This is a genomic window from Mucilaginibacter sp. P4_D1 (genome assembly GCF_056401935.1).
This window is the reverse complement of sequence record NZ_JBFUIJ010000007.1, coordinates 1-24368: the sequence shown is the minus strand read 5'-3', so window position 1 is coordinate 24368 and position 24368 is coordinate 1. Positions and strand designations below refer to the sequence as shown.

20 protein-coding genes are annotated in these 24368 nt (G+C 42.9%); 7 read left to right on the top strand and 13 right to left on the bottom strand.

Going from position 1 to position 24368, the window contains the following annotated elements; genetic code table 11:
• Positions 1–214: 214 nt before the first annotated feature.
• Positions 215–649: a hypothetical protein gene (locus tag AC1DV1_RS08890; RefSeq protein WP_477357710.1), complete on the bottom strand. Its 435-nt coding sequence runs from the start codon at positions 647–649 to the stop codon at positions 215–217.
• A gap of 355 nt (positions 650–1004) precedes the next feature.
• Here AC1DV1_RS08890 and AC1DV1_RS08885 point away from each other — a divergent pair, with 355 nt between their 5' ends.
• The 5 genes from AC1DV1_RS08885 (at position 1005) to AC1DV1_RS08865 (ending at position 6657) form a co-directional block, all read left to right on the top strand.
• Positions 1005–1214, top strand: a complete 210-nt coding sequence (locus AC1DV1_RS08885) for a hypothetical protein (protein ID WP_477357707.1) — start codon at positions 1005–1007, stop codon at positions 1212–1214.
• Entirely contained in the window at positions 1201–1452 is a 252-nt protein-coding gene (locus AC1DV1_RS08880) for a PIN domain-containing protein (protein WP_477357704.1), read from the top strand. Before AC1DV1_RS08885 ends, AC1DV1_RS08880 begins: the two co-directional genes overlap by 14 nt.
• A complete protein-coding gene (locus AC1DV1_RS08875; RefSeq protein WP_477358131.1) occupies positions 1442–1636 on the top strand; it encodes a PIN domain-containing protein in 195 nt (64 codons plus the stop codon). Before AC1DV1_RS08880 ends, AC1DV1_RS08875 begins: the two co-directional genes overlap by 11 nt.
• Positions 1637–1763: 127 nt before the next feature.
• Positions 1764–3776 carry a glycoside hydrolase family 127 protein gene (locus tag AC1DV1_RS08870; RefSeq protein WP_477357701.1) on the top strand — a complete coding sequence of 671 codons (2013 nt, stop codon included), beginning with the start codon at positions 1764–1766 and terminating at the stop codon, positions 3774–3776.
• A 652-nt stretch (positions 3777–4428) separates the two neighbouring features.
• Positions 4429–6657: a putative Ig domain-containing protein gene (locus AC1DV1_RS08865; RefSeq protein ID WP_477357698.1), complete on the top strand. Its 2229-nt coding sequence runs from the start codon at positions 4429–4431 to the stop codon at positions 6655–6657.
• Between the two features lie 129 nt (positions 6658–6786).
• Here the strand turns inward: AC1DV1_RS08865 and AC1DV1_RS08860 are convergent, their stop codons facing one another.
• The 12 genes from AC1DV1_RS08860 to AC1DV1_RS08805 form a co-directional block, all read right to left on the bottom strand.
• Complete coding sequence (locus AC1DV1_RS08860) at positions 6787–8064, bottom strand: MFS transporter (protein WP_477357695.1); 1278 nt, start codon at positions 8062–8064, stop codon at positions 6787–6789.
• A 10-nt stretch (positions 8065–8074) separates the two neighbouring features.
• Entirely contained in the window at positions 8075–8308 is a 234-nt protein-coding gene (locus tag AC1DV1_RS08855) for a hypothetical protein (RefSeq protein WP_477357693.1), read from the bottom strand.
• A 4-nt stretch (positions 8309–8312) separates the two neighbouring features.
• Positions 8313–8903: a TetR/AcrR family transcriptional regulator gene (locus tag AC1DV1_RS08850; protein WP_477357690.1), complete on the bottom strand. Its 591-nt coding sequence runs from the start codon at positions 8901–8903 to the stop codon at positions 8313–8315.
• 379 nt (positions 8904–9282) lie between these two features.
• Entirely contained in the window at positions 9283–10188 is a 906-nt protein-coding gene (locus tag AC1DV1_RS08845) for a hypothetical protein (RefSeq protein ID WP_477357687.1), read from the bottom strand.
• Between the two features lie 156 nt (positions 10189–10344).
• The gene (locus tag AC1DV1_RS08840; RefSeq protein WP_477357684.1) at positions 10345–11178 is read right to left on the bottom strand and encodes a sterol desaturase family protein; all 834 of its coding nucleotides are present in this window, start codon (positions 11176–11178) and stop codon (positions 10345–10347) included.
• A 196-nt stretch (positions 11179–11374) separates the two neighbouring features.
• Positions 11375–12379: a fatty acid desaturase gene (locus AC1DV1_RS08835; protein WP_477357681.1), complete on the bottom strand. Its 1005-nt coding sequence runs from the start codon at positions 12377–12379 to the stop codon at positions 11375–11377.
• A gap of 120 nt (positions 12380–12499) precedes the next feature.
• On the bottom strand, positions 12500–13501 hold the full coding sequence (locus tag AC1DV1_RS08830) for a YncE family protein (protein WP_477357678.1): 1002 nt from the start codon (positions 13499–13501) through the stop codon (positions 12500–12502).
• 56 nt (positions 13502–13557) lie between these two features.
• Complete coding sequence (locus tag AC1DV1_RS08825; protein ID WP_477357675.1) at positions 13558–16659, bottom strand: efflux RND transporter permease subunit; 3102 nt, start codon at positions 16657–16659, stop codon at positions 13558–13560.
• On the bottom strand, positions 16659–17612 hold the full coding sequence (locus AC1DV1_RS08820; protein WP_477357673.1) for an efflux RND transporter periplasmic adaptor subunit: 954 nt from the start codon (positions 17610–17612) through the stop codon (positions 16659–16661). The genes AC1DV1_RS08825 and AC1DV1_RS08820 overlap by 1 nt, the downstream gene beginning before the upstream one ends.
• Before the next feature lies 1 nt (position 17613).
• Complete coding sequence (locus AC1DV1_RS08815; protein ID WP_477357671.1) at positions 17614–18849, bottom strand: TolC family protein; 1236 nt, start codon at positions 18847–18849, stop codon at positions 17614–17616.
• Between the two features lie 81 nt (positions 18850–18930).
• Positions 18931–20178, bottom strand: a complete 1248-nt coding sequence (locus AC1DV1_RS08810) for a sensor histidine kinase (protein ID WP_477357667.1) — start codon at positions 20176–20178, stop codon at positions 18931–18933.
• Positions 20175–20852: a response regulator transcription factor gene (locus AC1DV1_RS08805; protein WP_477357664.1), complete on the bottom strand. Its 678-nt coding sequence runs from the start codon at positions 20850–20852 to the stop codon at positions 20175–20177. The genes AC1DV1_RS08810 and AC1DV1_RS08805 overlap by 4 nt, the downstream gene beginning before the upstream one ends.
• Positions 20853–21089: 237 nt before the next feature.
• Between AC1DV1_RS08805 and AC1DV1_RS08800 the strand changes: the two genes are divergently transcribed.
• Positions 21090–21503 carry an EamA family transporter gene (locus AC1DV1_RS08800; protein WP_477357661.1) on the top strand — a complete coding sequence of 138 codons (414 nt, stop codon included), beginning with the start codon at positions 21090–21092 and terminating at the stop codon, positions 21501–21503.
• Between the two features lie 194 nt (positions 21504–21697).
• Positions 21698–24169: a TonB-dependent receptor gene (locus tag AC1DV1_RS08795; RefSeq protein WP_477357658.1), complete on the top strand. Its 2472-nt coding sequence runs from the start codon at positions 21698–21700 to the stop codon at positions 24167–24169.
• Positions 24170–24368 lie beyond the last annotated feature (199 nt).

The following is a 24368-nucleotide window of genomic DNA, read 5'->3' as shown; positions in this document are numbered from 1 at the left end:
TAAATCAATAAGTAGAGGCGTAGCCTCGGCCAATATTGTAGCGCCGGGTTTCAACCCGGTGTAAAATAAGCAGGAGGTAAATGAGAACCGTAGGTTCGGCACATATAAAACCTTGGAATTCGCAATTTCTTTGGAACTCATATCAAGCCGCAAAGCTTATGAGAAACAAGGCATGAGGCAGATCCCCATCCGCCTCACGCAAAAACAATAAAGCTTACTCAAATTTATCGGCTATTACAAAGATCTTCATTCCCGGCTTTTCCTCGGCTTCAAACGTAAGCGTAACTTTGCCTGCTACGCCGGTGATAGTTATGGTTGCGGTTCTGTCATGACCATTATCATCACTAAGTTTCGCTTTAATAACGGTTTTACCTTCTTTGAAAGGCGTTTTCCAGTCGCAGGTTTTTGAGCTGATTGTTCCCGACATCTTGTGATCGTCGCCACCGGGAACAATGGTTACATCTGTTTTAGTAATTGTAACAATGGTGTTTTCATCCCTGCTGTCAGTGTTGCCCTGGTCATCAACCTTACTTGTTTTTGATGATGTTAAGGTTACAGTTTGGTCGCACTGCGCAAAACCTGCAGTGGTACCGGCTACCAGCAAAAAGATGATAATAACCGCTTTTTTTAAATGGAATGCTGTTTTCATATACTGATGATTAAGTTTAAAATAAAGATGGGTTTTTATATAGTATTATGCAATGCAAAGTACTATATAAATATAAATAATTATGAATGAAATGATTTTTTATCAGGTCACTTTTCATAAAATGTGAATCTTAGGCGTTGTTTGGTGAGCGTGTTACTAGTGTTAAGTCAACAGTATTAAGTCGTAAGTCTAAAGTTGAATTTTTTCTGTTTCGACTTAGGACTTTAGACTTTGGGCTAAAGACGATCCGTCAATTTATCGTTGACACGACACTAGGCACCGTTAAACCGTTTGAATAAAAAATGGTATATAAAAAATATTCTTTAAATTTGTTTTACATCGTTAAATAGACTTTATGAGTATTTTAAAATATCCGTTAAATAATGCCCAGATAGAATTGATGAAACTATTTGGAACCAACTTGTCTGATAATGACCTTACAGATCTGAAAAATTTGTTGGCCCGTTTTTTTGCTGATAAAGCCATTAAAGCTGCCGATAGTATTTGGGACGAAAGGAACCTTACAAATGATGATATGGATAAGTTATTGAATGAGCAACGGTAAAAAGCTTGTCATCGTTCTTGATACTAATATCCTGCTTGTATCGGTTTCAAGCCGCTCAAAGTATCATTGGCTTTACCAGGCTCTTCTGAATGATAAGTATCAGCTTGCAATTACAGCTGATATTCTTTTAGAATATGAAGAAATGATAGGCACACATTGGAACAATAACGTTGCGCTGAACGTTATCAGATCTATAACCGAACTTCCGAACGCATTATTTACCCCAAATTTATTATAATCTTAATTTAATTACTGATGAAGACGATAACAAGTTTGTTGATTGTGCTTTTGCTGCAAATGCCGACTATATAGTTACTCATGACCGCCATTTTAATATTCTTAAAACAATTCCTTTTCCTCGTATCCCATTAATTGACATTCATCAGTTTCAATTGCTATTGCAATCTCAAAAATTGATTTAATATTAAAATTATCTCCGGATAATTTCCTGCTATTAGCAGTTAAAATTAATTAGTGTTAAAACAACAATTAATGTACATTTGAAATGTAGTATCTTTATATTGTTATCGCCAATTATATTAACCCGTTATGCGTAAAAACATCTGTTTATTATTAGCTGTATGCTGCAGCTTTTCGGCCTTTGCACAAAAACAGCAGGATTATCCTATTCAGCCGGTTCCGTTTACCAGTGTAAAACTGGCCGATCATTTCTGGAATTCGCGGATTGAAACCAACCGCACGGCCACTATTCCGGCATCGTTTACCCGTTGCGAAAGTACCGGYAGGGTAAAAAACTTCCAGATGGCGGCAGCCCATTCGGGCAAATTTTGTACTACTTACCCCTTTGATGATACCGATATTTATAAAACAATCGAAGGCGCATCATATTCGTTAGCGGTACATCCAGATAAGCAGCTTGATCATTACCTCGATTCAATAATTACCATAGTAGGCAAGGCGCAGGAACCGGATGGCTACCTATACACCGCCCGCACTATCGACCCAATACATCCGCAAGCGTGGGCCGGCCCCGAGCGCTGGGTGAACGAGCAGAATATGAGCCACGAGCTTTACAATTGTGGCCATATGTACGAAGCTGCCGCCGCTCATTTTATGGCTACCGGCAAGCGCAATTTTTTAAATATCGCCCTTAAAAACGCCGATTTACTGGTACGCACTTTTGGTCCCGGTAAACGTACGGTTGCACCTGGCCATGAAATAGTTGAGATGGGCCTGGTGCGCCTGTACCGCATCAGCGGCAAAAAAGAATATCTTGACCTGGCTAAGTTTTTTATTGATGCCCGTGGCCACAAGGAGTACAACAAAAAAAGCAAAAATCCTTTCGAGAACGGTGTTTACTGGCAGGATGATACCCCCGTTACCAACCAGGACGAAGCCGAAGGCCACGCCGTACGGGCAATGTACCTGTATTCGGGCATGACAGATGTAGCGGCCCTCACCGGCGATAAAGAGTACATCGCCGCTATTGATAAGATTTGGGATAACATGGTGAGCAAAAAGATTTATGTACAGGGCAGCATAGGCGCTGTTGGCGATGGTGAACGTTTTGGCGGCAACTACGAACTGCCAAACACCACCGCCTACAACGAAACCTGCGCGGCTATCGGCAATGTTTTCTGGAACCAAAGGATGTTTTTATTGCACGGTGATTCAAAATATATCGACCTATTGGAGAAAACCCTGTATAACGGCTTAATTTCGGGTGTTGGGCTCGATGGGAAATCTTTCTTTTATACCAATGCCATGCAAATCCGCGATAGCTTTACGCATCCGGATATTGAACGTGAGCGCTCGGGCTGGTTTACCTGCTCCTGCTGCCCAACCAACATCGTACGGTTAATTCCTTCTATCCCCGGTTATATGTACGCCCAAAATGGCAAGGATGTGTATGTAAACCTGTTCATCAGCGGATCGGCAAATTTAAAGGTTGCCGAAAAGGCGCTTAAAATTACCCAGCAAAATAATTACCCATGGGATGGCGGTTTGGTATTCAGCATCGATCCGGCATCGGCTATGGATATGAACCTCAAAATACGTATTCCGGGCTGGGCACAGGATAAGGCTATCCCGTCTGATTTGTACAGTTACGAGAAACCATCGGCACAAAAAATAGAAATAAAAGTAAACGGTAAAGCTGTTGATTACCAAATGGATCATGGCTATGCGGTGATCAGCAAAAAATGGAAAAAGAACGATAGGGTAGAGCTTACCCTGCCCATGGATGTACAGCGCGTAATAGCCAACGAAAAACTGGCCGACGATAACGGCAAAATAGCCATCCAGCGCGGTCCTATCATGTATTGCGCCGAGTGGAAAGATAATGCCGGCAAGCCAAGCAGTTTTATTATCCCTAAAGATGTTGTTTTTACCCCAAGCTATAATGCCGACTTGCTAAATGGCGTAATGACATTAAAGGCCGATGTAAAAAGTGTTAACGTTGATGAAGCAAACCAGAATGTAAGCACCGTTACCAGCACGTTAACGGCTATTCCATACTACTCATGGGCCAACCGTGGTAAGGGCGAAATGACCGTTTGGTTTCCGGAACAGGTGAAGTATGTGGATTTGTTGAGTAAGTAAAAGCTGGGCAGGCTGTTATTGTTAAATTGATGTCCTAAAACTACCGTCATTGCGAGTATCCACCAGCCTATGCTTGAAAAAACAGTAATGACATAATTGTAAACGGGGCTTTTGTAGAGACGCAACATTTTGCGTCTCCCGCATGCAAATCACACATGCAAATTGAGCCTGTAAATTTTGAATGTCCTGGGGGAGACGCAAAGTATTGCGTCTCTACATTAAAAAAACAACGCTGATAATCAATAGCTTATAATGACGCGTTTGTAAGTCAATGACCTTCAGTGTATATTTAAAAATACTTCTTATTGCGAGATGTGGAATGATTATTAGAAAAGGGCTGTCATGCTGAGCCCGTCGAAGCATAGCGGGCAAAGGCCTCTGCGCGCGACCCTTCGACAGGCTCAGGGTGACAGGCCTTTTATATGTTAAGCCAACACGTTATAACGATTTTTTTCAGGTTTTACCTGATGGTTACTCGCAATGACGATTTTATACTATCCCCCTTTTTTAATAAATGTTACACATACATTTCTATTTTCTTGAAATGTTTATACCTTTAAAAAGTATAAACAAACCAGTAAACCATTCTGAACCAATTGCAGGCCGCCTTTAATTTATGGCGACTGTTAATGGTATCATTAAAACATTAATTATGATAAGAAAGATTTTTATCCTATTATTCCTTGCTACGGGTTACCTGACAGCCTCTGCGCAGGAGGTTTCCATTAGCAAAGGCTGGAAATTTACAGTCGGCGATTCGGCTCAGTGGGCGTCGCCAACTTATAACGACCAGCATTGGCAGGCAGCCAACCTTAACGACAACTGGGAACGCCAGGGGCACCCAAATTACGATGGCTTCGGCTGGTACCGTACCAAAGTGGTTATTCCGTCGTCATTAAAAGATAAATCGTACCTGAAAGATAGCCTGCGCTTAAATTTAGGCACTGTTGATGATAACGATGAAGTTTACCTTAACGGTAAACTGGTAGCCAAATACGGTGGTTACGGCGGTACTATAAAAGATGGCCATTACGGTGGTCGCTCGTATACTATAGCAGCAAACAACCCTGCTATTTTATGGGATAAAGAAAACGTGCTTGCGGTGCGCATATTTGATACCGGCGGCGATGGCGGTTTGGTAACCAGCGGCTACGGCAGCACATTCAACATCACCATGGCCGATGTAATGGATCATGTGGCTGTAAATACCGAAGCTGATTTTGTATACGGCGATAACAACAGCCTGAGCAAAAGTGTTAAATTACACACTACAAATGCGTACCAGTACAGCGGCACCCTTGCATTTAAAGTAACCGACCCGGAAAACGGCGCTGTGCTTTACGAAAAAACAAACCCGGCCAATTTTACCAGCGGCAAGCCGTTTACCTACTCGTTTTCGATAGCGCGCCTGGCAAAAAGATCATATACCATCAGCTATAGTTTTACCGATACCAAATCGGGCAAATCGATAGTGCAAACAGAAACTACGCCTTACATTTTAACGCCTTATCCAACGGCTAAAGTAAAAATTAATGGTGCCGATGTATTTGGGGCGCGGCCGGGACACCCGTTCCTTTACCTGATACCGGCCACCGGTAAAAGGCCGTTACTGTACAAGGTTGCAGGGCTTCCCGAAGGTTTAAAAGTTGATGCCGCAACCGGGGTAATCAGTGGTTCGGTAGCTCAAAAGGGCAATTACCCGGTAACTTTTACGGTAAGCAATAGCCTTGGCGCCAAAACAAAACAATTCACCATTAGCATTGGCGATAATATTGGTTTAACCCCTGCTTTAGGCTGGAACAGCTGGAATGCCTGGGGCCTGAGTGTTAACGACGAAAAGGTACGCATATCTGCCAAAGCTATGATTGATAAACTGAGCGCGCACGGTTGGGCTTACATCAATATTGATGATGGATGGGAGGCAGAAAACCGCGCTGCCGACGGCAAAATTGTAACTAACAGCAAATTTCCCGATATGAAAGGCCTCGCCGATTTTGTGCATGGTTTAGGCTTGCGCATAGGTATTTACTCGTCGCCGGGCCCGCGTACCTGCGGCGGCTTTTTAGGCAGCTGGCAGCATGAAGACCAGGATGCCCAAACCTACGCCGGTTGGGGTATCGACTATTTAAAATACGATTGGTGCTCATACTCAGATATTGCACCTAAACCAGATCTTGATGGATTGAAGAAACCTTACCAGGTAATGCAGGCCGCATTGGGTAAAGCAAACCGCGATATCATGTACAGCCTTTGCCAGTATGGCTGGGGCAATGTATGGGAGTGGGGTGCTGATGTAAACGGCAATAGCTGGCGCACAACAGGCGATATCCAGGATACCTGGCAAAGTATGGCCACCATTGGATTTAACCAGGGCCCGGCAGCACCACATGCCCAGCCTGGCCATTTTAACGACCCTGATATGCTGGTTGTTGGCAAAGTAGGATGGGGGCCAAGCCTGCATAATACCAGGCTTACATTTGATGAGCAGTACACGCACATCAGTTTATGGAGCCTGTTAGCATCGCCTTTGTTAATTGGTTGCGATATGGGGCACCTGGATGCCTTTACATTGAGCCTGCTTACCAACGATGAAGTGCTGGCCATTGACCAGGATGCTTTGGGCAAAGGTGCCAGCCAGTATATCAAAAAATATGATTACCAGGTTTGGGTAAAAGAGTTGAAGGATGGCGGCAAGGCAATAGGCCTGTTTAATACATCCGATAAATACCAAACCATCAGCCTTGATAAAACCGACCCGGCTATAGCTGGCTATACCAAATTCAGGGACGCCTGGCAGCAAAAGTATATTGTGGTTACCGGCAATGCCCTAACTGCTAAAGTAGCGCCGCACGGTGTACTGCTGGTACGGGTAGAAAAATAAGCGCGAAATTGTTATCATATAAAAAAGACTTACATGGGTTAAACCGTGTAAGTCTTTGTTTTAAGGATAGACGTACTCAAAAAAGCTTTTGTTCTGTCTTGATTCTTGACTCTAATCTCTTGACTCTTCTTACATCGCCTCGTGAATTACCGCGTCCTCCGGTAGCACTATCTTATTGCTATCCGCTTTTTGCTTAATAAGGTTATTTACGCGCCACATTAAAAAGATGCCTAAAACCGAAATGCCAACTATCACATAGCCTACGGTATTGTAATGCTGCAGCGGGCTGCCTTTGCTTTGCTGCGTAACTATGATACCGGCAACCGCGGCGGCAACACCGCCTGCTATTTGTTGCAGCGATGCGTTAATGCTCATGAACGCGCCACGGTCGGCCATCTCGGGAACGGCGCTGGTGAGTGCCGATGATGGTATCATGCGGCTCATGATGCCCATCATCATTAAAATATTTAATATCATCACCAATATTAATGGTGTTACCCCCAGGTTGGTATATACCACGCACATCAGCATCATCCATATAGATGCGGTTGCAAATATTTTAAACTTATCTATCTTATCGCTTAGCTTACCTATAAGGGGCATGATGATCAGTGAACTTACGCCCGAAACCATAAACAGTAAAGGCAGCTGCTGGTTGGTTAGCCCAAGGTTGTTAACGGCAAAGGCGCTGCCGAAAGGCATCATCATAAAACCACCAATTGATAACAGAGCAGTTGCTGCAAAGCCTACCCGGTAATTGGCTTTGCCAACGGTATGCAGCAGGTGTTTATATGCCGATCTATCTGTTTGTACCGATAGATGTTTTACGATAGGCTGCAGTTTGACGGCTATTAGCGTGGCAATACAGATGCTTAGTGCAGCTACCATCCAAAATGGTGCTTCCCAACTCCAGGCGTTGGCTAAATAAAGGCCTATAGGTACGCCTAAAACCTGGCTGCCGCCAAAGCCCATTTGTATAAAACCCATAACGCGTCCGCGTTGCTGTAGTGAAAACAAGTCGGTAACGATGGCCATTGATATGGAGCCGATTACCCCGCCAAACAGCCCGGTAATAATACGAGCCGCCACCAGCACCACGTATGACTGGGCCATGCCGCAAAAAATGGTACCGGCAATAAAGCCGATATAGAAAAACAGCAATAACTTTTTACGGTCGAACTTATCGGCGAAGCCGGCGGTTAGTAAACCGGAAATTCCAGCACTAAAGGCATAGGCCGATACGGCAATGCCAAAAGCTGAAGGTTTTAGGTTAAGCGATTTCATGAGCATATCGCCAAGCGGCGACATCACCATAAAATCGAGTATCACGGTAAACTGGGTGATAGCCAGTAAAAATATTACCAATTTTTGGTAGCCTGTAAAGGCTAAGGATTGTTGATTGTTCATCGTTTTTTGGTCAGGTTAATTCGCAGCATTGATAGCCGCGAAGGGTTATTATTTCAATTATTTGCGCGTGCGTTAGTGTTGCTGATACTACCCGCAACACGCAGTCGCTGTCGTCCATATCAATGTTCCAGCATTTTATATCGGGGTTGCCGTCAAACAAGCCATGTAAAAATTGCTTTTCGCTATCGCTGTTAATGTTAGTTTTAAATAACAGTATGTGTTTAAAATCTTCTGTAGTATCCATACGCTTATTTTTTTAGGGCTTTTATCACCAGGTCGAAGGTTTTCCAGAGTATCTCGTCTGTTAGTTTAAAGGGCATACCGCTCAGACTTTTGCCTTCTTTATCAAAACGGATCAGGTTATAAAAAGGGGCAAACGCTATCGACCAGTATATTTCAAAAGGCATCGCGTCTATCTCGCCGCGCTCAATGATGTTTTGCATAAAGCTACCCATTATCACCTTAAAGTCGGCCATGTAACCCGACAGGAATTGTTCCTGGTAGCTGGAACTACGCAGCTGATCAAAAAACAAGTTGATACCTGGCTTTTCTGCCGCGTAGCGGTAACGGTTTTCCCATTGCCTGCGCAGGCCCTGCTCAAAAGTCATCCCGGGATCAAAATCTTTTACAATTGTCTCTTCCATTAACCGTAATTCTTCCACGGCAATGTTAATAATCAGATCGTCACGGTCTTTATAGTATATGTAAAGCGTGGCCACCGAAATTTGACAGGCCCTGGCCAGCTTATTCATGCTAAATCCTTCCAGCCCATCTTTTATTATTAATTCGATAGCTTTCTGTTTTACTAACTGTACCTTGTCTGTATCTCTTAATCTCATGATGAAACAAAGATAAATAAATATTCATTCATTTATAAAGAATATTTATTTATGAGATTGTGATGGCAGTTGTGGTGGAGTGTGTAGGAAAATTTATGTGAAATGGGGGCGGGGTTCTCTTCGGAATTTTTTCGGAATTTTACAATCTAGCTGAGATGTTGGGGGAGCTTACACGAACTTCGATTGAACGCTGGTCACGACTCACCCCGGCTACGCTGCGCTGGCCGACCCTCTCTTCGGCTGAAGCCGCAAAGAGGGTGAAACTCCCTTTGCTTTCCTTTTTTAGCCCCTCTATGCAATGCAGTCGGAGAGAGGGGAAGACGCCCCGATGTATCGGGGTCGTCGGGGTGAGTCGACTCGCCGGCATACGAGGGCGCAATTACTTCTTCGGGCTATCGTAATAATAAATGGGCGAGAATACGCCTTCGCTGGTAGTATAGTATCCTTTGCCGTCGGGGGTAAAGCCTATGGCTTCACCTTGTTTTTCAACGGTGTAAGGCAACTCCTTGGGTTTCCTGGCCATGGCATCCCATACATGCTCATTGGGCTGGCGTTGCCAATAGTAAACCTTTTCGTAGCTTTTTAACAGAATTTGCTGGCCGTCTTTGGAAATATCCCCGGCAGTGATCCATTTAAACGGTCTGAAACCGGGGAAGAACAGTTGGGTGTGCCTGGTTAAGGTAAGCGTATCATTGGCTTTATAACTCAATGGCGCTGTATAAACCGCTACGGTGTCGCTGCGCTTGGTTACAATGTATAAAAGCTTTTCAACCGGGTCAATCATTAAAGTTTCAGCATCTTTCGGGCCATCCGGATACTTCAAATTAACAGCCACAGGTACAGCATGTGTTGTGGTATCCTGCGCCCATAAGGTATTTTCCAAAAAACGGTAAATGGTAATCACTTTCCGGCTTTGAGCGTTATCACCAATATCGCCAAGGTAAACATAGCTTTTGCCGTTTTGCGGACCGGGGCCAACAGCAATATCCTCACAATCCTGAACACCTAAATGTTTATTTTTGTCGCCTTTAAAATAAATGGTAGCCTTTAATTTGCCCTCGGGGCTTATCGAAAAAAAGCGGCTGGTATCGCCGCTATCATTATGCACATAATAAACATCGGGGTTAATAGATGAGGCCGCTATTCCAGATGTTTCGTCCATTAATTTGCTGTTTAGCGTGCCGCTTATTGGTTTTTTATCCAACAAACGGTGTTTGGCATACGCGCCTAAAAACAGCAGCATTACAAAAGGTATCAGGATCTGTAATTTCTTTCTTCGGCTCATGTTACTGTTGCAAATAATAACGCAAATAAATCATATTAGTATGAAGTTTTCATTATTTAAATGCAATTTTTAATAATGTGTGCAAAAATGAGGCCAAAACTTGTAAACTTTGGTGCCGAGATGCAATTTCTGACGAAATGGGCTTTGCTCCTTAATTTAGGCTTGTTTACGCCTTTGTGGATGGTCAAACTTTTGAAACGGGAGCTTTATTACATTTAAAAATCTACCGTTCAGGTTTTCGTCCATATGGGTGTCAATACCAAAAACAATATCTTTCCTGTCCACGTTGGCATAGGTTCCAAACAGCCTGTCCCAAATGCTTAGCACATCACCATAGTTACAGTCGGTGTAAGGCAGCTGGTAGTGGTGGTGCACATGGTGCAGGTTGGGGGTAATAAATAGCAGGCCAATAATTTTGTTGAGCCTTGAAGGTAATTGGAACTCGGTATGGGCAACAATATTTGAAAACGACTGAAAGGTTTGCCTTAATATTAAAACGCCAATAGCCGGGCCGCAAATAAATACCCAAAGCATTAAAAAGCAGGTGCGGATACATGTTTCGCAGGGATGCTCCCTAATGGTGGTAGATACATCTACCTTAAGATCGCTATGGTGCACCAGGTGAAATTTCCATAGGGGCTCTATCTTGTGCATGGTAACGTGGTACACATATTCGCAAAAATCCATCATCATAAACATCACGATGTAATATACCCAGGGATTGGTGTGAAAAGGGATGAAATTGATAAGCCCCCAATGGTGGGCAGTGGCCCAGCCGGATATTAAAACTACAAAGGTGGTTAATACCAGTTGGATAGGCAGGGCGGTAAATATGAATAAGGTATTAACCGAGGTATGTTTCCATTTTATCTTTATTCCGTCAAAAGAGGCCAGCATTTCGGCAAACCACAGGCCCGTGATTACACCGGCGTATAAAAGTACTTGTGTAAGGTCTTCGTGCTGAGAAAAAAATGAGCTCAGTTTGTGCATAGTCAAATTAAAATAGAGACTTAAAGATAATAACTTTGTTACAATTACCTTAATCCTATGTTAATTCTTCATTAAATATTCATTTTTCTGTCAAAAAAAATGAGCATAATTCTGATTGTTTTTAACTCGTAAGCTATTAGCTTCCAGTGCAGTGTGTAAAAACAAGAAAGGGCATTGTAAAATGCCCTTTCTTGTTTTAGTGTTCTTTTATCATTTCCACATCGGGTTTGGATACATCGGTGAGTGCAACCCGGCCGCGGTCCTTACGCAATATGCGGTTAAAAAGTGAAATTTCGCGATCAAAAAGGAACCGGAAAAATAGTTTTGTCCATGAGGTATGATAGTACAACGTATCATAAAATTCAGGGGCGGTTTTCTTGATTTCGGGTAATTTATTCCAGGGGATAGAAGGAAAATCGTGGTGTTCATTATGGAAGCCAACATTGAAGGCCACCGCATTAAAATTACCATAGTAGCTGTAAGTTTCCTGCTCAACACTGTGTGTTAGGTAGTGCTCTTGTATCCAGCGTGCACCAAGCGGGTGCAGGCCTACCGAAAACGAGAAGCTAAGCAGTAAAAACGCTACCGAATGCCAGCCCATAAAATAAGCTATAGCTGTTGTAAAAATAACCTGCAATAAAAAGTTGGTAATTATCCAGCCATCAATAGGATGTATCTCTCTTAACCGTGATAGGCGAAAAAGCTGGAAAACCGGAAAAAATAGTAACCAGAGCGCTTTGCCAAAAAACGAATTGCTGATGAGTTTTGCTTCCCATTTGTTGGGCAAATCGGCATCCAGCTCATGTACACCCTGAAAAGAGTGGTGTTTGATATGGTATTTTTCGAACGAAATTGCGCTTGGCAATATTTGCGGCAAATTGGCAAACATAGATGCCCAGCGGTTGGCGTTGCGGTTTTTAAACAGCAGTTGGTGGGTGCACTCGTGAATCATCACAAACAATGCATGGTCGGCAAAGGCGCCCAACAGGTAGGCCGCACCAAATACCCACCACCATGATTGATCGCGCAGAAACCAGGCTAAAACTACCTGGAACGCTACCAAACCAACAATAGCAAATATGGTATTGGGGTTTTTACCTATCAGCTTGCGCAATTGCGGAAACTGCTTTAAAATTTTTTTTGTACGGATACGATGTGGTTCAGACTCGGAAGAATAAACAAAATCAGTTCTTTTAATCATATAATATGTAAACGTTAAATATAGGAATAACGTTTTAAAAATATMATTTTGCAGTCAAAATAAAAGTTAGATATCTAAAATTCACAAACATTTCATGATCTTTTTATATACAAAATAAGCTTACTGTAGCTTGTAAACCAGTACTTTAAATGTACCGGGCAGGGCCTTTCGTGTACCGGGTTCAAACTCGGCCACGCTTAAGTAAATTTTGTGAGTTTTAGTATCCAGTGCTAAAGTTTTAGCACGCACTGCAGTTTTTAGCGTTTGAATAACGCTGTATTCATCAGCCGATTTTTGTTTGATAATGGTGGTTGTACCATCGCCATTGGAGCAAAATATAAGCTTAGTTTCGGCATCATAAGCCACGGCATCAACACCTGCGCCAATTGGTATGGTGGCTGTTACTTTCCCGGTATTGATATCAACAACGCTCATTCCCTTATTTTCGCGGCAGACAGTAAATACGCGCTGATTGGCGGCATCTAAAGCAAGGCCGGTAGGGCCGCCGCATGGTGCCAGCGGGTAGTTTTTGAGCACTTTAAGGGTTTTGCTGTCAATAATATTCAGACTGTTTTTATCTTCCAGGTTGTTATATATTTTGCCTTTGCCATCGGGCACCGCAAATTCGGGGCCGCCACCCAGGGCCACTGTGCCAACCTGTTTTAAAGTTTTTGGGTCGATAACCGACGAGTTGTTGCTTTCGCCGTTGAAGCTAAAAATGCGGTCCGAATAAGCATCATACATAATGGCATCAGGTCCCTTGGCATCGGTGAGTGGGATGGTAGTAATTGTTTTCAGGGTTTTAATATCAAATGCCACTACCGCATTGGCCCGGCCATCGGTTATAAAGCCACGGTTTAGTTTATTTACAATGGCAATACCGTGCACGCCTTTCATATCATTGATAGCTCCCACTTCTTTATCGGTAGCCAGGTCAATAACGTTTACCTGTGTGCCGTGCGATACATATAGGCGGTTGTTTACTTTATCAAGTGCCAGGTAATCGTACCCGCCATCGCCGGTTAGCGGTATGGTTTTGTCGGCCACGTAGGTTTGGGCTTTTAGGGTAAAAGGCGCTAAGCCAATTGCTGCCAGGGCAAAAATCAAAATTTGCTTTTTCATTTTATAGATTTGTTTTTTGCTATGAAATTAGACGTCGAATCTGTAGAAATATTGGTTTAACTGGTATGTACTTCCTGTGTTTCGCCGGTAGGGAAATTATAGCCTTTGCGGTAAATAATACGCATCATACTTGGTAAAACAATGAGTAATAATGGCAGGGCAGCTAAAAATCCACCTATAACAGCAATAGCTAAGGGCTGATGCAGCTGCGCTCCGGCGCCAATGCCCAGCGCCAAAGGCGTAAGCGCTATAATAGCTCCTAAAGCAGTCATTAATTTGGGTCTTAAACGGGTTGATATGGAATAAATGATAGCCTCGTCGACGCTTTTTGTACGGGCACTTTCTTTAAACTGCAAAAAGGTGAATATGGCATTTTCGCCAATGATGCCCACTATCATAATGAGGCCGGTATAACTGCCCACATTTAATGGTGTATTAGTAATAAACAATGCCAGAAAGCTTCCCGAAATTCCTAACACAGCCATTATCAAAATTAGAATGGCGATCCTGAACTCTTTAAACAAAAATAATATTACCCCAAAAACCAATAAACTTGAAGTTACCAGGATAATCAGTAATTCTTTAAACGATTGCTGTTGCTCGGCATACGCACCGCCGTATTCAACATGATAGCCTTTAGGCAGGTTTATTTTTGAACTGATGTTTTTTTGAATCGCCGGAATTACCGATCCTAAATCGCTGTTCTCCAACCTGGCGGTAATCACGCCCATTGATTGCAGATCCTGGCGGTTAATTTCGGCATCGCCGGCACTTATATTAACGGTGGCCAATTGGCTGATAGGGGTTAATTTACCATTGGCCAAAAATACGTTGAGGTTTTTGATTGCGTTGATATTTAACGATCTGTTGCCCGGGTACACCATCCGGATGGGTGATAGCTGCAGGGGCTCGTATATATTACCTACCACATTACCGTCCAATGCGGTTTGCGCCTGGAATTGCAGTGATGCAGGAGTAATATTGTATTGCGCCAGTTTTTTATAATCGGGGATGATACTTACCGACGGGCCTGCAATTACAATACCGTCAAAAACGTCGGCAGTGCCTTTAACCGCACTCACCTCGGCCGCTATTTGTTTGGATAGGTTTTGCAATACGTGCTGATCATCGCCAAATACCTTAATTTCAATGGGCTGGGTCGAACTCATTAAATCGCCCAGCATATCTGTAATTACCTGGCCAAAATCAACACGGAGGGCGGGCTGCGTTTTTTCAATTTCGGCCCTGATATCGCTGGTTACCTCTTCAGTGGTCTTTTCGTGTGTCTTTTTTAGCTGTATCAGGTAATCGCCGGTATTTGGCTCTGTTATAAAAAAGCCCATTTGCGTTCCGGTACGGCGTGAATATGCGGCAACGTCAGGATGTTTGGTAATGATCTTTTCAATCTCGCGCAGCATCCGGTCGGTTTCTTCCAGCGAGGTGCCCGGCGGCGAGCTATAGTCAAGCACGATACTGCCTTCATCCATATCGGGCAAAAAACCGGTTTGCAGCTTTGAAGGTACTAAAACAATTACAACGATAAAACCAATCATTATGGCAATACCTATAAACGGCTTCAGGATAAAAAACGATACCCAACCCTGTCTTTTTACTTCGTGCGTTTCTTCTTTGGCGTTGGCGGCATGGCCATGATGGTTGCGGGTTAAAAACAGGTAAATAACGGGCAGCCCTATCCAGGTTACAAAAAACGAGCAGATGAGCGTAATGATCATGGTATTGGTCATTACTTTAAAATAGGCGCCGGCTACACCGGTCATGAGCAAAAACGGGATGAAAATTACGATAGTACTGATAGACGAGCCCAGCATAGCCGGAAACAGGTAGTCGATGGCCTTTTTCAGTAGCTTGCTGGTGGGTTCGTCGGGGTGTTCTTCGTGTGTGCGGTGAATTTGTTCAACCACCACAATGGCGTCGTCAATAATTAAACCTATGGCCGCGGCTATGGCGCCAAGCGTCATGATGTTAAAGGTATAGCCAATTACATACAACACAATAAGTGTAAGCCCCAGTGTAACGGGGATGGTTATGAGGATGGTGGCGCTGGCTTTTAATGACCGCAGGAAGATGATAGCAACAACAATGGCCAGTAACAGGCCTATCCAAACACTATCGGTAACGCTTTTAACCGAATCGTTCACAAAATCGGCCTGTACGTAGTAGGGTTTTATGGTTACATCCTTTGGCAGTATTTTTTGCAGCGCAACAACTTTGGCCGCCATGTCTGTAGATAACGTTATCAGATTGGCGCCCGGTTGTTTTATTACGGCTATCAACACGCCATCGTGCCCGTTGGCATTTATCTTGGTATATTCAATGCCCTCGCTTATTTGTACCGATGCGATATCTTTAACCTGGATAACCCTTTTGCCGTTATTGCTGATCACCATGTTTTCCAGTTGATCTTTACCTGTTACGGTTGCATCGGTTACAGTGAGGTAAAGCATTTTATAGTCGGACAGGTAACCTTCGGATTTGATGAAGTTGGTTTGCGCCAGCGAATTACTGATCATATCCGGCGTTAGCGACAGGGCTGTCATCCTTTCGCGGTTAAGCACCAGCCAGTATTCTTTGGTTTTACCGCCTATTACCATGATCTCTGATACGCCGTTAATTTGCGATAAAAACGGTTTAACCGTGAATGTTGCCAGTTGTTTTAATTCAATAGGCGATTTGTCATGGCTCTCCAGCGTGTACCCGCTCACCGGTAAAATAGAAGGGTTCATTTTTTCGACAGAGATATTTACCCCCGCCGGCAATGAGTTTTGAATTTTAGCTATCTGCGATTCTATTTGTTGCTTGCTCAGGTCAATATCTGCGCTCCAGTCCATATAGGCCGATATTTCGGCACTGCCGCGGCTGGTGGTACTGCGCACAATTTGTAAGTCGGGCACTTGCTTTATCGCATTTTCAAGTGGTTTGGTAACCGTTATCATCATTTGATTAACGGGCTGTAAGCCGGCATCGGCAATTACTTTTATTTTAGGAAAAGTGATTTCAGGAAAAAGGGATGTTTGCAGTTTGGTATAGGCAAAAATACCCCCCATCAATATTAAAGATAATACAAGCAGTAAAGGCTTACGGTAAAAAATGAAAAAATTTTCGACCTTGTCAATTTTAGTTTCTGCAACTTTTGCCATTACTGTACAATTTTAACTTTAGCGGTATCGGCCAAACCGTAGTTACCGCTTATGATAATCTTATCCTGTCCCGAAAACTTAGGTGACAGGATCTCGACCCTGTCGCCGCTTTCAATGCCTTTTTTTACTGGTGTTTTAACCGCCGTATTGGTGTTGATCAATTTCATTACCCAAAACTCTGTTTGAGTTTCGTTTGATAAAATGGCCGAGCTGGGCAACGATATGGTATTTGTTTTGGCTGTTTTTACTATGCGCGCCCGTGCTACCAGGTTTTCGGGAATCTGGTTTGATGAATTTACTTTGATAATTACACCCTGTGTTTGCGATAGGGTATCAACCGCGGGCATAAATGAGGCTACGCTGCCGTTCAGCTTAGTGCCATCGGGCAGGGTAAGCAGTACATCCTGGTTGTTAGATACCGACGCCCGAAGTTCATAAGGCAACTGCATGATAAATACAAAGCTGCTCCTGTCGCTTATGATAGCTAATTGTTCGCCATCCTGCACGTAATCACCCAGCTGGTGGTTCAATTGGGTAATGTAACCATGCTCGGATGCTTTAATTTTGTTAACGCCCGAAAATTTGAAGGTAGTATCTAATATGTTAATGCTGTTGCCAATGCTTTGCGCTTCTTTGGTTTTTATGGTGAACAGCACTTCGCCCTTATTTACATAATGCCCAATTTGAGCGTTTACTTTTTGTATATAACCTATGGCATTTGCCTTTACATAGTTTTTTTGAAGGAATGATGATGTGGCGTTCAACTCAATATAATTGGTGAGTGAACTTTGGTCAATGGTGGTAACTTTTACGGGTGTTTCGGTTACAGGTGCGGCAGCCTCGCCGGCATCGGCCTCGGGGGCGCTTCCTTTACAGGAAAAATAAACCAATGCTACTGCTGCAATGATCAATATGTTTTTTGAAAGGGAATAAGCGGTAGGATGTATTTTCATGTTATTTATTCCAGTAGTTTAGTTGGTTTACCAGCTGAAGCCTGGTTACGGTAGTTTGTGTAAGTAAGTTGGTTATGGTGTAGTAGCTATTAACGGCCAGTATCAAATCGGCAATTTTAACGTCGCCGGTTTGCATCAATTGGGTATCCACCTTAATCAGGCTTTCAGCATATTTAATTTGCTCTTTTATCTGGTTAAGGAGGTTGTCATTTTGGTTTATTTGCTGGTTAAGCTGCGCTATTTGCTGCTGATATTGTGTTTTAAAAAAAGCTTTATTGGTAGCATGGGTTTCTTGTTGCAGCTTTAACTTTTTGTACATGAGCTTGCGTTGCCCGCCATCATAAATAGGCATGGTAATGCTGAAACCAACGCTGGTACCAAAATTTTTATAAGGCTGTGCGCCAAAATCGGTATTAAAGCCACCATCGGCAAAAATGTTGGCTTTTGGCCTGTAGCTAATGTCAATCAAATCTCGCTGGTTAAGCAACCGCAAACTATCTGATTTAAATTGCCTGAAGAATATACTTTCAGATTCAGCAGCGGTTGCCGTTTTTTGAATCACCGGCTCGGCTATTTCTACAGCACTGGTATCGGCCACACCGGCCAGGTAGCTCAGTGTTGCGTAATCATTTTTATATTGTATTTGCGCCTGCGATAACTGTAGCTGCTGTTGTTTTAAAGTAACCAAAAATGCAAGGTACTCGCTTTGCTTGTAAACGTTGTTGCGGGTAAGTTTTTTTAAAAAGCCTTCTTCTTCGGTAAGCAGCTTTACCACATCGGCATTAAATTTTACCTGCTGCAGGCTACCGTAGGCGGTTATGTATTGGGCAGTAATGGTTCTGCTTAAATCCTGTGCCGACAGCACGGTTGTGTTATTAACCGAGTCGCGCTGCAGGTCTATTCCGGCCAGTTGGGCATTCAGGTTGCGCTTGCCAACAATTTGTTTGTTTACTCCCAATAACGCGCTAAAGGTTTGCACGTTGGTAATAGCACCGGCGTAACCATAACCGCCTATAACCGGAGCAAAATATCCGTTGCTGTTGGCATTTACCTGCGGCTTAAGCCCGGCGCGCAGCCTTAAGCTGTCTATTTGCGCGGCGGCAAGCTGGTTTTTTAAATCCTTAAGTAAGGGACTGTTGTTTTTTGCAAGCGCTAAATAATGATCGAGCGTATATGTTTGTGCCTTTACGGCAGTACAGATAACTGTAAATAATAGAAGGCCGAAAAACCACTTCATTAACTGATGGATAAGTTCAATTTAAACATAGCTAAAGTATAGCATAAATCTGTAAAAAATTAGGATGGCAAAATATCAAATTTAAAAAACGATGATGAAGATATGGTGAGGGTTTTGGTATTGATAATTAAGGTTAAAATCAAGACTTTGGCAAATTTGCCTGCTGATGGTAAGCCCAAGCCCGCTGCCATCGGAATGGGATGACTTATGGAAACGGGTAAATATTTTATCCTCGTCCAGCGGCTCATTTGCTCCGGTATTTTTAATGGTTAATGCTTCTGTGGTCAGGCTAATCACAATTTCGCCGCCTGCGTGATTGTGCCGCACGGCATTAATGATCAGGTTGTTCAATAAAATTTCAATAAGGTACCTGCTTCCGGATATTTCTTTGTCCTCCAACCGGGCGGTTACCGTGATCTGTTTATCCGCAAAGATATCTTCCAGCTGTAGCAGCATTTCATCAATTAATTGTTTAAGGTTGATGGTTTGCTGATCGGTAAGCAAGCGGTTTTCTATTTTCACCAACAGTAATAACGATTGATTAAGCCGGCTCAACCGGGCTACTGCGCTGTATAGGTCGTTGAGTAATTTGCTTTGCCTGTCGTTAAAGTTTTCGGATTGTATTAAGGTATCTAATTTGGAGTTGATGACTGCAATGGGGGTAAGCAACTCGTGCGATGCATTTTCGGTAAATGTTTTAAGCTCCTTATAATCATGCTTTGCCCTGATGGTCATGGCGGTTGCTGCCTGGTTTAAATCGGCAAACTCATCAATGCGGGTTTCGGTTTGGGTAATTTCTTTATTATCGGTGATGTTGAATAGCTTCATCTCCTTTAAAATAGCATGGAACGGCTGCCAAAGGCGATTTAGAATAAGCCTGTTGGCAACAAGCAATACCAGTAATAAAAATAAAATCAGTCCAAAAGTAATAGTAAAAATAATCTGGATCAGGTCCTCAGTTTCTACTTTCGATTCAACGATGAGGATTTTATAGTATTTGCCATCAACCGTAATTGAGCTGATAAGCCCCCGGCCCGATTCAACTTCGTCCTTATCTTTTTTATACAGGGTGTCAATAAATTCGCGTGTAACGGAATTAGGTGTGGCCTGGGTAAAGCTTATTTGCTGGTCTTTGGAGTCGAAAACCTGGGGGAGTTGTTTGTTGAGTTTTACGTAATCAAAAACCTCATCTTCCTCTACCTTTAAAGATTTATCGGCCTGGTCAATTAATATCCAGCTGATGGCCTGGTAGTATATAATGCCGGTTATCAGCATCACAACTATGGTGGTAATAATATTTACCCGGTTATATAAGGTAATGAGTTTCATTGCCCGGCAAATTTATAGCCCATACCATAGGCTGCCTGTATATAATCGTTGGCGCCGGCTTCTTCCAGCTTTTTGCGGATATTTTTTATGTGCGAGTAAATGAAATCGAAGTTGTCGGCTAAATCGATGCCATCGCCCCAAAGGTGCTCGGCTATGGCATTTTTTGATACTACTTTGCCTTTGTTGGCAATAAAATAAATAAGCAGGGCAAACTCTTTACGGGTAAATTTAAGTGGCTTATCATGCACGCTCACCGTTTTGGCTTGCAAATCGATGCTGATTTCGTTAAAAACAAGCAGGTTACTGCCGTTATACATTTTACGCCTGATAATGGCCGATACCCTTGCCTTAAGCTCCGACAGGTGAAAGGGTTTTACCAGGTAATCATCGGCACCCAGATCTAACCCCTGCAAGCGGTCGTCAAGAGAGTTTTTGGCCGATATGATGAGCACGCCGTCGGTATGGTTATGGTCTTTTAACCGTTTTAGTATATTAATACCATTGCCACCAGGCAGGGTAATATCAAGCAAAATGCAGTCGTAAGTATACATTTCAATTTTGGAAATGGCTGCGGGGTAGGTAGCGGCGGTTTCGCAGATATTACCAGCCTCGGTAAAGTACTCTTCAATACTCTCGCGCAGGCCCTCTTCGTCTTCAATGATCAGTAACTTCATTATGTTATACGTTGTACGTTTTAAGTTGTACGTTGCGTATTCATTATAATATGCAACTATGTAAAGGTAGTAGTCCAATTTGTATACATTTTGGATTTGACCAGATTTACTACAGCTTTAGCAAGCAAATTAGCTTAATAATTGTTGATAATTTACAAAAACGTACAACGTACAACTTTCAACGTACAACTTAATTGTTGATAATTTACAAAAACGTACAACTTAAAACCCAAAACTATGTGGTGGATTTACGCTCTACTATCGGCATTGTTTGCCGCGCTAACTGCAATATTTGCCAAAATAGGCATTAAAGGAGTAGATACTGACCTGGCAACGGCCATTCGTACGGTGGTTATTTTGATACTGGCCTGGGCTATTGTGTTGTTTAAAGGCAGTAACCAGGGAATGAGTGGTTTAACCAAAACCAACTGGACGTTCCTAATTCTGTCGGGCTGCGCTACCGGTCTGTCATGGATTTGCTATTTCAGGGCTTTACAGTTGGGCAAGGTATCGCAGGTAGCCCCGGTTGATAAGTTAAGCGTGGCACTGGCCATTGTATTGGCAGTGGTATTTTTAGGTGAGCCCTTGACGTTGAAGAACGGGATAGGTGCCTTATTAATTATAGCGGGGACTTTGGTGCTGATATTTTGAGAAGAGAGGCAAGAGGGTAGAATCAAGAGATAAGATTGCTTTGTCTTGGCTCTTGATTCTACCTTCTTGCCTCTTTCCTACGGATTCTTACTCCCTGATTCTATTTTTAACCTTATTGTAACAATAACACAACAAATCAGAATTTATCCAATGTTTGTCTTCAAATTCGCACCCAAATGAGCGATTTCAAGATAATGAAGACCAGATATATACTACTACTTTTATTTGTACTGTTTACAATAAACGCCTGGGCACAAGCACCTGCGCCCAAAGGCAAAATAAGCGGCAAAGTTACCGATGCCGCTACAAAGCAACCGGTTGATTATGCTACCATATCTGTTTATAAACAAGGTGTAGCGGCCCCGTTTAATGGCATCAGCACCGACCCGAAAGGTAATTTTACTGTGGACCAGATTCCGCCGGGCGAATACCGGATTACCGCCGACTTTTTGGGCTACCAGCGTACTACGGTTGACCATGTAATAGTTAAGGCCGGCGCTACCACCAACCTGGGCGAGGTGTTGTTATCGCCAAATACACACCAGTTAAAAGATGTAACTATTACAGCTACTACCCCCACTGTTCAAAATAAAATTGATAAAATGGTATACAACCCCCAAAACGACCTGAGCGCACAGGGTGGTGTTGCTATAGATATCCTGAAAAAGGTGCCACAAATTACTGTTGATATTGATGGTAATGTAGAGTTGCAGGGTAATGCTAATATCCGGTTTTTAATAAATGGTAAACCATCCAGCATATTTGGCGCCAGCCTGGCCGATGCTTTGGCCAGTATTCCGGCCAGCCAAATCAAAAGTATTGAGGTGGTTACCAGTCCCGGTGCCAAGTACGATGCTGCGGGTACAGGTGGTATCATTAATATTATTTTAAAGGATAGCCGGGTTGAGGGTATTAACGGCAGCGTAAACCTATCGGCAGGTACCCGCCGCGAAAACGGATCATTTAACCTGAACATGCGTAAAGGGAATTTTGGCGTAAACGCGTTTTTTAGCGGTAATGCGCAGATAAACAGCAACGCACCCAATACCAGCAACCGTACGTCTACAGACGGACTTGGAAACACTACCACTCTTTTTCAGCAAGGCAGTAATAATTTTAAACGTAACGGTTACCAATCGGGATTAAATTTTACCTGGAACATCAGCAAACACGACGATCTTACCGCATCTGTAGGTTTTAACCATTTTGGTAACCATGGCAATGGCATAACCAACCAGGACGAAAATAAAGTTGACCCGAACGGGATCGAACTTTCTGATATTAAAACCCTGCGCACATCAAGCAGTAAGTTTAGCGGTACATCAACAGATGTTAGCCTGGCCTACAAAAAAACATTTGAGAAGGAAGGGCAGGAGCTTGATATATTGTATTCATCAAGCTTTGGTAACAATAGTTTTAGTTCGTCGCAACTGTTGCAGAACTTACAGGCCGGAACCATACCTACCGGTATTACCAATAATAATCCGGGTAAGGATAGGGAAACCAACATCTCGGTTGATTACACACACCCGCTAAGTAAAAATTTTACCGTTGAAACAGGTGGTAAACTTGATTTTAACCACATTAACAACAATGTAGTTACCGACACTTTGTTAAATGGCGCCAATGTGCCCAACTATAACCAAACCTATGGTTTTACCTATGATCGTAAAATTTATGCTTATTATTTATCATTAACTACTTCGGTATTCAATAACTTTTTAGATATCAAGGCTGGGTTAAGAGATGAATATACGGTAACTACTGCCGACTTTAAGAACACCAATATCCCCAATTACAACATATTAGTACCATCATTGGTGTTCTCACACAAAATAAGCGAATCGCAATCAGTTAAATTAAGCTATACCCGCAGGATTGAGCGCCCTGATTACGGCGACCTTAACCCTTTTCTTAACATCAGCGATACCCACAACATCAGCACCGGCGATCCGACCTTGAAACCGGAGCGTGGCGATAACTTTGAATTGGGTTACAACAAATCATTTGATGGCGGTGCAAACATCAATATAGCAGCGTTTTACCGCAAAAATACAGATGACCTGCAACGCTTCACTACTTTTTATGACACTTTAAGAATTGATGGCAGTACGTATACCAATGTATCATTAACAAAACGGTATAACCTTGGCTCCGAGGAGCGCGAGGGTATTAACATCTACGCATCGGTACCTATTACTAAAGCATTTAACCTGCGCACCAACATGATATTTTCTGAACGTACAAGCAATAACCCGGGCAGCCCAAGTGTTAGCGGGTTTACTTACCGTTTAAATTTAAATGCACAGTACAGTTTTGGTCATGATTTAAGTGCCGAATTTTTTGGCAACTATAATTCATCGCAAAGAAGCATCCAGGGAACGCAGCCTAAATTTGTGTTTTACAACTTTGCCATGCGTAAAATGTTCATGAACAAAAAGGCAAGCATTGGCCTTACCGCTTCAAATCCGTTTGCCAAATATGTAAGCCAAAGTTCCACCACATATGGTACCGGCTTTAACCAAACCAATATCAGGTACATTCCTGTACAATCATTCGGCATAAGCCTGAGCTATAAATTTGGCAAGCTTGAATTTAAGAAAGAAAGAGAGAAAGATGATAACGGCGGCAAGCAAGATGATATGCCTGCTGATAAGGGGAAGTAAGCTGAAAGCCTAAGGCCCAAAGCCAAAAGCTTCTTCAAAAAAACGGCCCTTGATTTTTTTTAAAATCAAGGGCCGTTTTTTTTAGCCTTTAGCCTTTAGCCTTTAGCCTTTAGCCTTTAGCCTTTAGCCTTTAGCCTTTAGCCTTTAGCCTTTAGCCTTTAGCCTTTAGCCTTTAGCCTTTAGCCTTTAGCCTTTAGCC

Coding starts and splice junctions, on each gene's coding strand:
- AC1DV1_RS08800 (WP_477357661.1), top strand. CDS start 21,090: ATGTGGTGGATTTACGCTCTACTATCGGCATTGTTTGCCGCGCTAACT.
- AC1DV1_RS08825 (WP_477357675.1), bottom strand. CDS start 16,659: ATGGCAAAAGTTGCAGAAACTAAAATTGACAAGGTCGAAAATTTTTTC.
- AC1DV1_RS08890 (WP_477357710.1), bottom strand. CDS start 649: ATGAAAACAGCATTCCATTTAAAAAAAGCGGTTATTATCATCTTTTTG.
- AC1DV1_RS08860 (WP_477357695.1), bottom strand. CDS start 8,064: ATGAACAATCAACAATCCTTAGCCTTTACAGGCTACCAAAAATTGGTA.
- AC1DV1_RS08880 (WP_477357704.1), top strand. CDS start 1,201: ATGAGCAACGGTAAAAAGCTTGTCATCGTTCTTGATACTAATATCCTG.
- AC1DV1_RS08815 (WP_477357671.1), bottom strand. CDS start 18,849: ATGAAGTGGTTTTTCGGCCTTCTATTATTTACAGTTATCTGTACTGCC.
- AC1DV1_RS08810 (WP_477357667.1), bottom strand. CDS start 20,178: ATGAAACTCATTACCTTATATAACCGGGTAAATATTATTACCACCATA.
- AC1DV1_RS08840 (WP_477357684.1), bottom strand. CDS start 11,178: ATGCACAAACTGAGCTCATTTTTTTCTCAGCACGAAGACCTTACACAA.
- AC1DV1_RS08845 (WP_477357687.1), bottom strand. CDS start 10,188: ATGAGCCGAAGAAAGAAATTACAGATCCTGATACCTTTTGTAATGCTG.
- AC1DV1_RS08855 (WP_477357693.1), bottom strand. CDS start 8,308: ATGGATACTACAGAAGATTTTAAACACATACTGTTATTTAAAACTAAC.
- AC1DV1_RS08835 (WP_477357681.1), bottom strand. CDS start 12,379: ATGATTAAAAGAACTGATTTTGTTTATTCTTCCGAGTCTGAACCACAT.
- AC1DV1_RS08885 (WP_477357707.1), top strand. CDS start 1,005: ATGAGTATTTTAAAATATCCGTTAAATAATGCCCAGATAGAATTGATG.
- AC1DV1_RS08820 (WP_477357673.1), bottom strand. CDS start 17,612: ATGAAAATACATCCTACCGCTTATTCCCTTTCAAAAAACATATTGATC.
- AC1DV1_RS08830 (WP_477357678.1), bottom strand. CDS start 13,501: ATGAAAAAGCAAATTTTGATTTTTGCCCTGGCAGCAATTGGCTTAGCG.
- AC1DV1_RS08795 (WP_477357658.1), top strand. CDS start 21,698: ATGAAGACCAGATATATACTACTACTTTTATTTGTACTGTTTACAATA.
- AC1DV1_RS08850 (WP_477357690.1), bottom strand. CDS start 8,903: ATGAGATTAAGAGATACAGACAAGGTACAGTTAGTAAAACAGAAAGCT.
- AC1DV1_RS08805 (WP_477357664.1), bottom strand. CDS start 20,852: ATGAAGTTACTGATCATTGAAGACGAAGAGGGCCTGCGCGAGAGTATT.
- AC1DV1_RS08865 (WP_477357698.1), top strand. CDS start 4,429: ATGATAAGAAAGATTTTTATCCTATTATTCCTTGCTACGGGTTACCTG.